Annotated in this window: 13 protein-coding genes; 7 read left to right on the top strand and 6 right to left on the bottom strand. The window is 51.0% G+C overall.

Annotated elements, in window-relative coordinates:
• Nucleotides 1-349: 349 nt before the first annotated feature.
• Entirely contained in the window at nucleotides 350-1,966 is a 1,617-nt protein-coding gene (locus A8707_RS24020) for a Ppx/GppA phosphatase family protein (RefSeq protein WP_331711741.1), read from the bottom strand.
• 376 nt (nucleotides 1,967-2,342) lie between these two features.
• Here A8707_RS24020 and A8707_RS24015 point away from each other — a divergent pair, with 376 nt between their 5' ends.
• Both A8707_RS24015 and A8707_RS24010 read left to right on the top strand, forming a co-directional pair.
• Nucleotides 2,343-3,128: a sensor histidine kinase gene (locus tag A8707_RS24015; RefSeq protein WP_068819707.1), complete on the top strand. Its 786-nt coding sequence runs from the start codon at nucleotides 2,343-2,345 to the stop codon at nucleotides 3,126-3,128.
• A gap of 8 nt (nucleotides 3,129-3,136) precedes the next feature.
• On the top strand, nucleotides 3,137-4,036 hold the full coding sequence (locus A8707_RS24010) for a 4-hydroxybenzoate solanesyltransferase (protein WP_068819709.1): 900 nt from the start codon (nucleotides 3,137-3,139) through the stop codon (nucleotides 4,034-4,036).
• Between the two features lie 30 nt (nucleotides 4,037-4,066).
• Here A8707_RS24010 and A8707_RS30505 read toward each other — a convergent pair whose 3' ends face one another.
• Both A8707_RS30505 and A8707_RS30500 read right to left on the bottom strand, forming a co-directional pair.
• The gene (locus A8707_RS30505) at nucleotides 4,067-4,417 is read right to left on the bottom strand and encodes a Glu/Leu/Phe/Val dehydrogenase dimerization domain-containing protein (RefSeq protein ID WP_068819706.1); all 351 of its coding nucleotides are present in this window, start codon (nucleotides 4,415-4,417) and stop codon (nucleotides 4,067-4,069) included.
• Nucleotides 4,418-4,427: 10 nt separating this feature from the next.
• On the bottom strand, nucleotides 4,428-4,589 hold the full coding sequence (locus A8707_RS30500) for a hypothetical protein (protein WP_331711740.1): 162 nt from the start codon (nucleotides 4,587-4,589) through the stop codon (nucleotides 4,428-4,430).
• 350 nt (nucleotides 4,590-4,939) lie between these two features.
• Here A8707_RS30500 and A8707_RS24000 point away from each other — a divergent pair, with 350 nt between their 5' ends.
• On the top strand, nucleotides 4,940-5,557 hold the full coding sequence (locus tag A8707_RS24000) for a DUF4126 domain-containing protein (RefSeq protein WP_068819705.1): 618 nt from the start codon (nucleotides 4,940-4,942) through the stop codon (nucleotides 5,555-5,557).
• Between the two features lie 56 nt (nucleotides 5,558-5,613).
• On the opposite strand, the gene hemH is transcribed toward A8707_RS24000, so the two are convergent.
• A complete protein-coding gene (hemH, locus tag A8707_RS23995) occupies nucleotides 5,614-6,777 on the bottom strand; it encodes a ferrochelatase (protein ID WP_068819704.1) in 1,164 nt (387 codons plus the stop codon).
• A gap of 174 nt (nucleotides 6,778-6,951) precedes the next feature.
• Between hemH and A8707_RS23990 the strand changes: the two genes are divergently transcribed.
• Nucleotides 6,952-8,127, top strand: coding sequence for a site-specific integrase (locus A8707_RS23990; RefSeq protein ID WP_068819703.1), 1,176 nt, complete (start codon nucleotides 6,952-6,954; stop codon nucleotides 8,125-8,127).
• Nucleotides 8,128-8,265: 138 nt separating this feature from the next.
• Here A8707_RS23990 and A8707_RS23985 read toward each other — a convergent pair whose 3' ends face one another.
• Nucleotides 8,266-8,928: a C40 family peptidase gene (locus A8707_RS23985; protein ID WP_082906489.1), complete on the bottom strand. Its 663-nt coding sequence runs from the start codon at nucleotides 8,926-8,928 to the stop codon at nucleotides 8,266-8,268.
• Between the two features lie 60 nt (nucleotides 8,929-8,988).
• Here A8707_RS23985 and A8707_RS23980 point away from each other — a divergent pair, with 60 nt between their 5' ends.
• Nucleotides 8,989-9,924 (top strand): serine hydrolase, encoded by a 936-nt coding sequence (locus A8707_RS23980; protein WP_068819701.1) that lies wholly within the window; start codon nucleotides 8,989-8,991, stop codon nucleotides 9,922-9,924.
• A gap of 93 nt (nucleotides 9,925-10,017) precedes the next feature.
• Nucleotides 10,018-10,653, top strand: coding sequence for a DUF922 domain-containing protein (locus A8707_RS23975; protein WP_082906488.1), 636 nt, complete (start codon nucleotides 10,018-10,020; stop codon nucleotides 10,651-10,653).
• On the opposite strand, the gene A8707_RS23970 is transcribed toward A8707_RS23975, so the two are convergent.
• Nucleotides 10,650-11,930 (bottom strand): hypothetical protein, encoded by a 1,281-nt coding sequence (locus tag A8707_RS23970; protein WP_068819699.1) that lies wholly within the window; start codon nucleotides 11,928-11,930, stop codon nucleotides 10,650-10,652. The genes A8707_RS23975 and A8707_RS23970 overlap by 4 nt on opposite strands.
• 670 nt (nucleotides 11,931-12,600) lie before the next feature.
• Here A8707_RS23970 and A8707_RS23965 point away from each other — a divergent pair.
• A partial coding sequence (locus A8707_RS23965; protein WP_068819698.1) for a hypothetical protein occupies nucleotides 12,601-13,583 on the top strand: 983 nt, incomplete at its 3' end.

Genomic DNA, 13,583 nt, shown 5'->3' with positions numbered 1-13,583 from the left:
TGGCTATCCATCCGGTGCGCTTTGTTTCTAATCTGCACCCTAGCTGATGGATAGCTTTTCTGTCCACGTCTGACCGCAAAAACTGTCCGAACTATTGTTAGGATGGTGAATCAAATAACCTGTAAAACTTGTAGGCGGCTTCTGCCCTCCTCATGAAGTGGGGCAAGCCCTCGTCAACCCTTCTCTCCAAGAAGAAAGGGAGCTATCCAGTTCCCTCTCCTTGGGAAGAGGGCTAGGGTGAGGGCAGAAAATTGCACCACAGATTTTGGAAGGACGAGGTGATGGCAATATTCCTGCTTCTGTCGCCTTTTCTGAGCAGCAACAAACGTTCTGAGCGATTTTTTCGCTATTAAGACGTAAGGGACGATCGTAAAACAGGCACTAGCTTGATCCCATGCTCGGTTTCAAAGCTGCCCTTTTTATAGTCCAAGCTCCACAGTTCTAAGGCACAGTCATCCATCGGTTGGCTGCTGTCAATCAAGAGCCGCAGTTCTTGCACGTCTGGTAAGTATTGACACTTAATCGAGCGAATGGCTCCGATTTGTCTGCGATCGAGCGCCACCGCCAACCGCAAGAAAGAACTGAGCTGCTCGACAATCTTGCGATGTTTTTTGCTCGTCAAATTGCGATAGGATTCGTGACGTTTTTTAGGATTGTTTTTGCGATGATAGCGGGCAAGATTGGCGATCGTTTCAATCTCGATCTCGTTATAGCCCAGCAGTTCAGCGTGACGAATTAAATAATAAGAGTGTTTGTGGTGTGACGAATGCCCAACGTGATGCCCACAGTTGTGCAAAATCGCTGCCGCCCAAAGCAACTCTCGCTCTTCGCCGCTCCAATTGTGCAAAATGCCTTGAGTCTGATCAAACAAACTCAGCGCAAACTCGGCGACTCGCTGACTGTGATCTAAATTAACTTGATATTTTTGAGCCGTCTTCAACACGCTGCGCTGCCGAACCGAGCTTTGATAGCGCAACCGATCTTCAATCAGCCCATGAGCAAGCATCCAATCGACGATGACCCCTTCGCGCAGCGATCTCTCACAGATCGCGATCGAGTCCGCGCCCAGCAAAGTCATCGCTTCTTGCAAAATCAGCGCCCCAGCTAGAATGATCTCTGCCCGACGATCGCTCATGCCCGGAATCAGCAGGCGATCGGCATAGCTGAGTTTTCGCAAACGGTTGACCCATTCACGCAGGTCTTTGAGACTAAACTGATAGCCATTTAAAGGGGCAGGCACCGTCCCAAATTTGTCGCGAGAGTGCAGAATTGCTAGGGTTTCGATCGTGCCAGAGGTGCCCACCATGCGCGGACGCTCATCGGGTTTAAGCTGCGATCGCACCTCGTCGATCGGGCGCTCCCACATTCCTCGAATGTAGGACTGAAGATAGTGAAACTCAGTGTTACTGATCGGATCGGTGGTGATCAGTTCGGAACTGAGGCGCACGGCTCCAACTTTGGTGCTGCTGAGGGTGCGAGGTTCGTGTCCATCGCCCAAGATCAACTCGGTCGAGCCGCCGCCGATATCGATCATGATGTGGGGTTGATTGTTGAAATTCATCCCCGACAAAACGCCGAGATAAATTCTCCGGGCTTCTTCGGTGCCTGAAATTAGATTGACCCACAGCCCCAGTTCGTCTTCGACTTGTTGCAAAAATTCTTGCCCGTTGGGTGCCTCTCGCACGGCACTGGTAGCAACTGCAATAATCTGTTCAGCATTCAAACTTTTGGCGATGTCTTGACAGCGTTTGAGCGCCACGATCGCTCGCTGCATCGCCTCTGGGGTTAGCCGCCCAGTCTGTTTGCAGCGATCGCCCAGACGCACGGTGGTTTTATCTCGCGCAATCACCGTAAAGGCAGGCAGCAAAGGTTGAATTCGCGTCACGACCATGTGAATCGAATTGGTTCCGACATCAATCGCGGCAAGAATGCGCTCTTGATCCGCTGGCAGCATGGGACTATTCACCAGCGGTTCCTTAAATTTAGCGGTTGAATTAAGCATGATGGGCGATCGAGGGGGAAATCAATGTAGAACCAAGTCTTTGACAAAATCGAGAACGTGCCCAAAATCAACGAACGAATAGACCTTGAAGTGGTTCCTGATTCTATGAAGTGACACGCTGATCTTAGAGGTTCTGGGAGTTGATTTTTACACCAATTTTTGAGCGATCGTACGAGGTTGAAATTTGAGCGAGCGCGGGTCGAATTACAGAGAAAAAGTCATGAACGGCGTAAGTTTGTAACATAATGTAAATAGCCAGATGAGAGCTTGCGATCGACTCCGCCAAAAGGCTTGATCGGTCGAGTTTAATCAAGCACCAGAATGTATGTATTGAGTTGAGATGTCTGATGTTCCTGCGATGCCTGGTGAAGCGGCTTTTCTGACCCACAACACCCTTGATGTACCCTTGACTCAAGCAGTTCTTGACGATAAAAAAATGCTTCAGCAGCAGGTTGAAGACCAGACCCAGTTTATTCATCTGCTGCTGCATCAGCTTGCGACTCCGCTCACGTCTCTTCACGGCTCGGTGTACCTGTTGGGCGAAGACTCGTTAAGCCATGACCAGCGTCGAGAATTCTTAGATCTGGTTCAACAGCAAGTTGAGCATCTTCAAGAGTTGCTGCAAAGCTTGGTGGCGCTTCAAGATCTCGAAGCTGGAATGTTAGAAGCTCGTCCGATCGCCTTCTGTCTCAGCAGCCTGGTTGAAGAGGTGATGGGCAAATTTCACAGTCCAGAGTTGACCTACAGTGGTCAGCCCGATTTACCAGACGTGTGGGGCGATCGGTGGCAAGTGTCTCAAATTTTGGTCAACCTTTTATCAAATGCGATTAAATATTCGCCGACCGATGCCGCGATCGCGATCGGAGCAACGAGACAATCCGAGAATATCGTCGAAGTCTGGGTGCACGATCGCGGGCTAGGCATTCCGGCGGATGCTCAAGGTCGTCTTTTTGAGCGGTTTTATCGGGTGCGTCATCACGATCGAGCCAATATATCGGGCACCGGGTTGGGGCTATCTCTGTGTAAACTACTGGTAGAAAACCAGGGCGGACACATTGGCTTTGAGTCTGTCCACGGCGCAGGGAGCCGATTTTACTTCACGCTATTGACCGCTCAACATTCTTAAAAATGTCCATGCTGCCTGACTCTCAACAGAATTTGTCTCCCCAATCTACGGGGCGCTCGATCGTGCGTCTATTGCGATGGGATAAGCCTGAAGGACGGTTGATTCTGATGATCCCGGCGCTGTGGGCAGTCTTTTTAGCCGCACGGGGAACGCCGCCCGCAATGCTGGTTGGCATCATTATTTTAGGCACGCTGGCGACGAGTGCGGCAGGGTGTGTGATCAACGATTTGTGGGATCGCGACATCGATCCGCAGGTGCAGCGCACTCGCAGCCGTCCGCTGGCATCTCGTGCGCTCTCGGTCAGAGTCGGGCTAGTCGTCGCCCTTGTGGGGTTTGCCTGTGCCTATGGTTTGGCAGCTTATCTCAACCCGCTCACGTTTTGGCTCTGCGTCGCTGCCGTGCCGATCATTGTGCTGTATCCCGGTGCAAAACGAGTTTTTCCGGTGCCGCAGTTGGTGCTGTCGATCGCCTGGGGGTTTGCCGTTTTGATTAGCTGGAGTGCGGTCAGTTGTTCGGCAATGTCGGCGGCGACCGGGTGCCTGGGGCGAGAAACCTGGCTGTTGTGGGGCGCGACTGTGCTGTGGACGCTGGCGTTTGATACGGTTTATGCGATTCCCGATCGAGATGACGATCGGCGCATCGGAGTCAACTCTAGCGCACTATTTTTTGGCAAATTTGCGCCGCAGGCGATTGCCGTTTTTTACACAGGCACGATCGTGCTCCTCGTAAAATTGGGTGAAGTGATGCAGCTTCACGGGGCGTTTTGGATCGCGCTGGGAGTAGCCGCGATCGCGTGGGGGTGGCAATATTACAATTTGTCTCGCGGTGGTTCGCCTCCCTCACCAGCCCTTAGATTAGATGTCGTAGTCGGCTTTGTTCTCCTAGCGGGGATGATCGCAGGCGTTTAGAGTTTGCCGCGCTATCCATTATTAAGAAACTTACGAGAAGCTAAAATTCTCGGCTGCGATAGCCCGATCGAGCCAGCAATTCTGCCAGCGTTGCCCCGACATTACCAAATCCTTGCACGGCGATGGTCGTCGTCTGAGGAACGCGATCGCAGGCTTCCCAGTCACCACACCGGGGCAGATTTGTCGCCTGATAGTGCTGTATTGGTCCATCATCCAGCCCATGATCATCGAGTTGGTGTAGACATCAGGAGCCAAAATATCGACATCCGGTTCAATAAAGTCAGCGATCGCGTCGATATAGCCTCGACTCAGGCGCTCCAATTTCAGCCGAGACAGCGCTTTTGAATTAACCGTAATGCCGCCTTTTGCGCCTCCAAACAACTCGACAGCCCTAAAACACTTTCAGCGATCCATCATTTATCTGCACTGGGATAGAAACCGTTAAGCTAGATTTAGGGAATTTGAGCGACTCGATCGCATCTTCAGAAATTGAGGTGTATTTTAGTGCTCTTTCTAGCGGTTGAGTCGCATCAGATAAGAGAGAATCAGTCATAGGGGTTTTAAACTGCTTTTAATTTTGAGAAGCCTGTGGAAAATGACGATAGTGATTGGAACAGGTCAAAAATCGGCGTTGCTGAATGCAGATATGAAATGCCCTCCTCACGAAGTGGGGCGAGAGCTTTGCCCAACATCTTCCTGGGGAGAAGGGAGCCAGAACTCTGGTCCCCTCTCCTTTTGGGAGAGGGCTAGGGTGAGGGTAAAATCTGTGCTTCATAGATCGATTCAGCAACGCCCAAAAATCTTGACCTCCTCATTTTCTGTCTGAAGTTGATCTCGTTTTTAACCCTGTTTCAGAAGTTTACGATCGCCCACAAGCCTAGTTAATATCGCCACGAGTTGCCCATGTTAGAACTTCTCCTAGCCGTGCTTTCGGGATCGGCGGCAGCGGGAATAAGGATTGCTCTCCCTCTGCTAGTGATTGGGTTGCTCTCCGGAAGTAATGCGTGGGCGAACGTCCCCCTTCTAAATCGGGTGTCGCCCCCGATCGTCATGGGCGTTTTAGTCAGTTGGTCGCTGATCGAAGTCTTTGCTTCAAAAAATCGCCTCGGACAACGAGTGCTGCAACTCGTGCAACTGTCTCTCAGCCCGGTGGTGGGCGCGTTGATGGGAATGACGATCGCTCAAGCGACCGAGGTTTCGCCCTGGCTCATTGGCATATTAGGCGGCGTGGGCGGACTGCTGGCGCTTGTGCTGCAACTCGTGCAGGTGGGCTGGTTTTATCGATTGCAGGGGTTGCCCTTATGGGTTGTCTTTGTCCAAGATGCCTTATGTGTTTGCCTGGTGCTCTTTGCGTTTGATGCCCCAAAACAAGGAGGAATCATCGCCCTGCTGCTGCTGTGGTTAGCCATTCGCAGCGCTCAAGCGTGGCAGCGTTGGCAAAAGCAGGACGTTCGATTGAGCACTTCTCCAGCCCTTAACCGCGTGGCAGATCAAAGTTCTCACTTGCACGATCGTCACTAAAAAGTGGAGATTCTAGCTTGAGAACCTCCACTCGTGATTGAAGCCTCGATCGACATTTACAGAATTCCAAACGCGTGTAGAGGTCCACGCCCCATCAGCATTTCAACAATCAGCGCAATCAAGCCAATCATCGCCACTCGACCATTCCACACCTCAGCAGACGTGGTTAGACCCCACTGCCAGCTTTCTTGAGGATACATCTTGACGTTCTTTCCAGGATGCACCACATCGGCAAATTTCACTTCTGGGGCGTTTAAGGCATTGACGACCAGATTTGCTAAATCGTTGATAAACACCGGATGAGTGTTTAGCGCGGGAACCCGGGTGAATCGCTCAATTCCGGCTTCTTCGGCGACCTCCCGATATTCCATGTCGATTTCTTGCAGCGTCTCAATGTGTTCTGAGACAAAGCTAAGGGGCACGACGACCAGATCTTCAACCCCTTTTTCGGCAAGCTCTTTGATGGCATCTTCGGTGTAAGGTTGAAGCCATTCAACGGGACCGACTCGACTCTGATACGCCAGCGTGTAGTCATTGGGTCTGCCGAGTCGCTGCATGATCAGCCGCGCACATTCTTCAATCTCGTGCTGATAGGGATCGCCCACTTCTTCAACATAGCTCACCGGAACGCCATGAGCGCTGAAGAAAACATGAGCCTGATCGGGGTGAGGAAGCTGATCGAGCTGTTGAGCAATCAGACTTGCCATTGCCTCTAAATAGCCTGGGCTGTCATACCAAGACGGAATGACGGTGTATTTGATCTGTTGCAGGGCTGGGTCTTTCTTCCACAGGTCTTCTAGCAAGCGGAAGCTAGAGCCACTGGTGCTAATTGAAAAGTGAGGATAGAGCGGCAAGACGACTAGACGATCGATTCCATCGCCTTTGATCTGAGCGACCGCTTCTTCAGTGAAGGGGTGCCAATAGCGCATCCCAACATAGACCTGGGTGTCTTGCCCGTGCTGCTGCAGCTCTTTTTGCAGCGCCTCTGCCTGCTCTTCGGTGATGCGCCGCAGCGGAGAGCCGCCCCCGATTTGCTGGTAGTTTGCCTGCGATTTTTTTGCCCGTAACGTTGAAATCAGCCACGCCAAAGGACTTTGCAGCCAGGGAACCGGAAGGCGGATAATTTCTGGATCAGAAAATAGATTATAGAGAAAGGGACGAACATCTTCTAATCGATCGGGTCCGCCCAAGTTAAGTAATAAAACGCCTACTCGACCCATGACTATTAAAAGTTCCTTAGAGTTCTCAGCTTTGTTACTGATTTTAACAATAAAATCTTGATTGAGTTTGAAGAAAGTCTGCAAATCGACTCCTCAAACCCGATGGTTCTGACTCAGAACTTCAGCGGTGTTGACATTCGACCAAAGTAAGTCTTGTATTTAGAGTAGTGGATCATGGCGGAGATAGACGCAATTTCTGCAAAAGTCTATGAGGCGATCGACGGGCGCATTGCTCAACTCAATCAGCGCCTAAAAATTGCCCAAATGGGCGTGCAGGTTGAGCGACGGGGCATCAAGCTAAATTTGAGAGCAACGTTGCCTCCTCGCCCCGATAGTGTGCGACTGCGCCCATATCAGCAGCGTCTAAGCTTGGGGTTGCCAGCCACCAATGCAGGGCTTAAGCAAGCCGAACAAGAAGCAAAAATCATTGCGGCTCATCTGATTCAAAACAGTTTTGACTGGCAAAACTATCTCACATTTGGCGGCAAGCGTCTGAGTCAGATGAACCTTTTAGAGCAGCTTCAGGCATTTGAGCAAGATTTTTTGGCGCAGCCCGATCGACAGCGCAATCTCGCGTCAGCTAAGACGACTTGGAACTCGGCGTATGCTCCTTATGTTAAGAAACTGGCAGCGATCGCGACCTCTCATTCTCAGTTCACCGTGGTTGAAGCCATCTATCAGACGGTTCACTCGACTGAAATTAATTCTCGCAGTCGTCAAGTCTGCTGCACCGCATTAAACGCCTTAGCAGACTTTCTAAATCTCAAACTGCCGACCGAGTTAAAGACGTTTTGGGGCGGGTATGGCAGCAGTCAAACCAAAGCTCGACAGCTCCCAACCGATGAAGAGATTGTGGCAGCTTGGCAGCAAATTCCTAACCCGGCGTGGCGATTTGTCTATGGAGTTATGGCAACTTATGGGTTGAGAAATCATGAAGTCTTTTTTTGCAACTATTCAGGGTTGAGTCGAGAGAACACGATGATTGAAGTGTTGCCAACGACTAAGACGGGAAGCCACGAGGTTTGGGCGTTTTACCCGGAGTGGATTGAAGAATTTGAGTTAAAAACGGGCTGTTTGCCTGCGATCGAGACTGACCTCACAAAAACCACGTTACAAACCGTGGGGCAGCGCGTAACGGCGCAGTTTCGTCGCTACAAGGTGCCGTTTTCACCCTATGATCTGCGTCATGCGTGGGCGGTGAGAACGATTCACTTCGGCTTATCTGACACGGTTGCCGCAAGAATGATGGGGCATTCGGTGGCAGTCCATACGCGCACTTATCATCAGTGGATTTCTCGTCGAGATCAGCAGCAAGCGGTGGAGGCGGCGTTGAGAAGGAGAGAAGGCTAAGGAATTTCAGCCGAATAGAGTCCTAACTAATCAGGCTTCGGCTCTGCTCAGCCCTCGACTTCGTTCAAATGTCAGCCTCCGATGATTGGATTGAGCGCAGTCGAAACCCACAGACAACAGCAAGCGGAGATTTTCTTTTCAAGAGCATTTTGGCTGATAGCTTCTTACAACTCGTCCCGCTCCTCTCACTTGGGCGTAGTAAGTGCGGCTTACGGCATCTCCCCGATCGCACAGTCGATCGATGCCAATGCCATTGCGTCCCTGATCTTTGCCAGAACTGTGGATATAGCGATCGTTCCCTAAATAAAGCCCGACATGAGTTGCTTTAACGGGCGTACCAAAAAACACCAAGTCACCCGGAATCAGATCAGAAAGGACGATTTTCTGCACAAATTCTTCTTGCTGATAAGCATCTCTCGGCAGTCGAATGCCCACCGCTCCAAACGCAGCCTGCATTAACCCAGAGCAGTCATAATGCGGGGCAACCGTTCCGCCCCAGAGATAGTGATTGGGAACGACGATCGCAGCCTCAGTAAACGCAATCACCTCTGGAAGTCGCTGTCGAATCTCTGTTTCTGACCACACGGGCGCGTGATAAACCGTGGCGGATTCTTCTAAAAACTGCTGATCGTCAGCCGCCAACCACCCCGGATAGTCATCTTCGCAAAGCCGAACTTGAAGCGGAGAATTTTCAGCAGCCGACAGAATGTGTAAAAAGCGCCCGATCGCAGCTTGAGTGGCTAGGCAAGTGAGTTCCGCAGAGGTATAGAGATTGAGGTTAGCTTTAGTGAGATACTGCATACAACTGAGCGACGAATAAATCAAGTTAATTATCAACGGCTCACGCCTTAACTATTAATCATGACTTTCTTCCGCAAAGACGAAAAACTGCAAACATTGGGCGATCGGATTCTCGCAGCCACCTGGTCAGAATTTCCCAGTCTGGCACAAAATCAGATTGCCCTGACCTGGCTAGTCTATGATCCTCCCGTTTTTGTCAACACGGGGGGAGCGATCAGTCCCAATGAGTTTTGGAAGCAGTCAGTGCGCGGCTTTGGCTATCGAGGAGTCGAGCGCATCTATCCTGCCAGCGTGGTCAAGCTGTTCTATCTAGTCGCGGCTCACGAGTGGCTAGAGAAAGGGATGATTCAAACCTCTAACGAGTTTGAACGAGCGATGCGCGACATGATCGTCGATTCAAGCAATGACGCGACGAGTCTCGTGATGGATATTTTGACAGGCACCACCAGCGGACCTGAGCTTCCTGCCGCCCCGTTTGAAACGTGGAAACAGCAGCGCAATATCGTCAATCGCTATTTTCAGGGGCTGGGCTGGTCAGAGTTGACGACGGTAAATCTGAATCAAAAAACCTGGTGCGATGGGGCATATGGTCGAGAACGGGCATTTGTCGGAGACACCTTCGAGAATCGCAATATGCTGACGACCGATGCCTCGGCTCGACTGCTGCACAGCATCATTGGCGGAGTCGCGGTGTCGGCTGCTCGATCGCAAACCATGATGAATTTAATGCAGCGATCGCTCACCCCGATCGACCTCAGAGCCGATCGAGACAACCAGGTGACAGGCTTCTTGGGCGAAGGGTTGCCTCAATCAGCGCACTTGTGGTCAAAAGCAGGGTTGACCAGCCACGTTCGCCATGATGCTGCTTATGTTGAGTTATCCGATCTCCAGCCTTATCTATTAGTAGTGTTTACGGAAGGCAAACCGCACAGCACTAACGAAGCCATTCTTCCGTTTGTCTCTCAGCAAGTCGTCGAGGCAATGAATGTCCTCTGAGATGCTTTTTTATCGGGCGGAGATCGAGATAAATCTCTAAACCTGTCACAAAAACGAACATCGGACTTACTCTAAATCGCCTATATTAGCCCCATGAATCAACCATCTGGACAACCCACTCCCCGAAAATCGATGCACACTCAATGGTTAGCAGGCTTGATGAGTGGTTGCATTGTGGGATATGCCTTAATATCTTCAGCAGCCGATCCAGATTTAATTGTGGCAACACCCACCACGTCGCCTTACAAGATTCAAGGCAAAACGGCGGCTGAGTTGCGATCGCAAATGAGTCAATTAGGACCCCTCAACCCAGACGAAGGGAAACGGTTTGATGCCTCCACTGTTTGGGATCTAGATGCTCAATTCACCTCTGGCGGCAAGAAAGGCGTTAGCTGTAAATTCAAAACCATCACGGTTACGGTTAAAACGACCTTTATATTGCCCGACTGGACTCCTCCCAGTGGTACTCCTCAAGCGCTGACCGATCGCTGGAAAAAACATCTGGCGGCACTGCAAACTCATGAAGATGGGCACAAACAGTTAGGAATTGATGCTGGAAACAACTTTCTCACCCAGTTGAAAGCGATGCCACCTGCCCCATCCTGCGACGCATTGCAGAAGGCAGCCGCACAAAAACGGGATGCCGTCAAAGCAGCCTTTAAACAGAAGCATAAAGCCTACGATGCAACCACTAATCATGGTGCTAATCAAGGGGCTGTTTTTCCCTAGACCTGATTGAGAGGGTCACTGCGCTGCGGTCCTGAAAACCCTTTTTCTTGAATCTGCAACGAGCCAGAACCCGATTCTTCCTCGTCCTTATCGTCTGGCTTGGGAGACATGGAGAGCGGTTGCACACTGGCATCTTGCGGGTCGCCAACCAGTCCGGCGAGAGGCACTTTTACAGGAACGGCGGCGAGGTTTAGAGTGCCTGCCAGACTCGTGGCTGCCACCCATTGTCCAGGCTGCAAACCGATCGAGCCAGCATTAACCACCCGCACTTGCAGTTCGCCTGGGTCAGCATAGGTGCCTTGAGTCACCAGCCGCGCATACACTTGCGGACTAATCTGGCTCCACGGCGTGTTAGCTGAACTACCAGAAGTGGTTGCCTGACCCGTCGGGACGAATGTCCGAGACAAAGACTCAAAATTGTTGCCGTAACGCATCAGGGTTTCACGGGTTTGGCGCAGAGTGACGATCGTTTGTCCGACTCTCCCTAATCGTCCTAAAGAAGAATCCATTGAGGGCAACCCTGGAATCGCTCCAGAAAGATTACTCCACGTTGATTCAATCCGCTCATAAAAACTCTGGGACAGCCGTGATTTATAGTCGGGCAGGAATTGATCGACGATCGTCCGTAGTTCTGGTGTCAATTCTTCATATTTCATGCCAGACTGCAAGTTCCACGACAAGACTTGCAGTTGACTGTGAGGAGTGAGTGTTCCTGCTGATCGTGCATTCAGCGCCGTGATGATGTCAGCCGATTTCCCTTTGAGAGGTGCCAAGAGATAACGGTGCCCCGCCGGACTGTGAGCCGACACTTTCATACAAAAGACATTGACCGGAATCCGGTAATCTCCAGGCAAGAGAGTGACTGAACCATCGGCTGCGCTGCGAATTTGCGAAATCAGATTGGGCGGCATGGCTTGAGGATTAAAGGCACGTCCTGGCAACTGGCTCACCGTTGGAAAAAGCGCCTCGCTACTAGATGAGATAGGAGACTCTGTGGTCAGGGTGCTGCCCAACGTTTTAATGAGTTGATCTGAGACTGCCCCTTTTAGCACATCCTCGATCGAGCCACCAGGGATCGGCAAGCTTGGAATCGGCAGACCGAAGAAGCCCGCTGTCACAGTGGCTGCTTGCAGCGGTGGCATAGGCAAACTGACCGTTAAAGCCGCTAATCCGACTAGCGCGTGACTTTGCAGCGATTGGCGTAGTCGCTGACCCCACGATAGACTGCTATCCGTGTCACGCCGAGCAACCCTGATTAGGAGTAAGTGCTTGACCATGGTTAATCCTCGCCAGTCTAGACTTCAACCCATCCATCTTACGCTTGATTCTGAAGATCCACGAATCAATGATTGCAGATTAAATGAGATCTGGATTTATTTAATCTATGATCCTAAGTACAATACTCTAGACAAAATTTGAGCAGGGTTTGAGTCTTAAAATCTACTCAAATTTTGTTTGGAGTATTGATCTGCATCGACCGAGTTAAATCGCTTAGAATAGTGAGTCTTTAACAGCTCTTGAAGCATTAAATAATAGTCAGGACTCATCGCTGAAAATATATAATTCTCTATGTGATGAGGAAAATTTAAGTATGATAGCTCGATACCTCGGACGTTTTTTAGAACGGTTTCAAAAGGCTTTCAGGGCTTACGGCTTTAGGACTGAGCTGTTTTCTCAATGTTAGCTCCCATGACTTTGAAGAAAAGATCCAGTTCACGGCTGAATCAGGGTTTGAGGACTGAAACCTGCTCAAATTTCGTCCGAAGTATTGTGATAAGGGACTTTACTGGGGCGCGGTGGCGAATTGTTCAGTTGAACCAAGCTTGTTTCATCGCTAAAAATTTTCATACGCTTCTTGATCAGCTCGTTCTCAAGGGGTGCGACCTCTACTTGATTTAGTAGGTCAAGCATGATATCACTGAGTGAGGCAACCAAGAGGTGGTGAGTATGAGCGCTCAATTGCTGAGTCAAGAAGGGACGCAAGTCAGGATAGAAGTGACGATAGACCTGAGTCATTCGCTGCTGACCAGTGAAGAAGCGATTCAGGAAAGCCTCAACGAGGCGGGTCGTATTGCCACTACAGCCGCTCTTGAGTATCTGGACACCGACGGTTCAGCCATTGAGATTGCCGGAGAGGTGATGCGAACCAAAGGCAAGCAGCCCAAAGCGTATCAAACGCCCTACGGAGAAGTCGTGATTGAACGCCATGTCTATCAGCGCTCTGGAGGCGGGAAAACGGATTGTCCGCTAGAGCGAGCGTCTCGCATCATCATCACCTCCACGCCTCTGTTTGCGAAACAAGTGTCCTCGAAACTGGCGTATGGTTCCGCCCGAGACGTGCAGCGAGACTTGGCTGAGAATCATCAACGCCCGGTCGCCGTGTCCTACATCCAGCGTCTCAGTGAAGCGGTGGCCACGATCATTGAGGTGAAAGAAGAAAGTTGGGACTATGTGCCCCCTCAACTAGACGCTGAAATTGCCAGTGTTGCCATTGGCTTAGATGGCACCTGTATGCTGTTGTGCGACACCGGATGGAGAGAAGCCATGGTCGGCACCATCAGTCTGTATGACGCGTTTGGAGACCGACAACACACCATTTATATGGGAGCCACCCCCGAATATGGCAAGGCGACGTTTCTGGAACGGCTAGAGCGAGAAATCGCGCGCACGAAAGCCCGTTATCCCCAAGCCACCTATCTCGGAATTGCGGATGGGGCAGCCTCAAACTGGCAATTCCTCAACCGCCATACCCACGAACAAGTGCTGGATTTCTATCATGCCTCTGGGTATCTCGGTGCGGTGGCGGTGGCCCTCTATCCCATTAATTTAGCCCAGCAACGGCACTGGCTTCAGGAGAGTTGTCATCATCTCAAACATGACCCAGGGGCAGCCACTCACCTCTATCAACAGATGCTGGAGTTATCTCAATC

The organism is Phormidesmis priestleyi BC1401, assembly GCF_001650195.1.
Lineage (GTDB): Bacteria > Cyanobacteriota > Cyanobacteriia > Leptolyngbyales > Leptolyngbyaceae > Phormidesmis_A > Phormidesmis_A priestleyi_B.
This window is presented reverse-complemented; position numbering and strand designations above follow the sequence as displayed.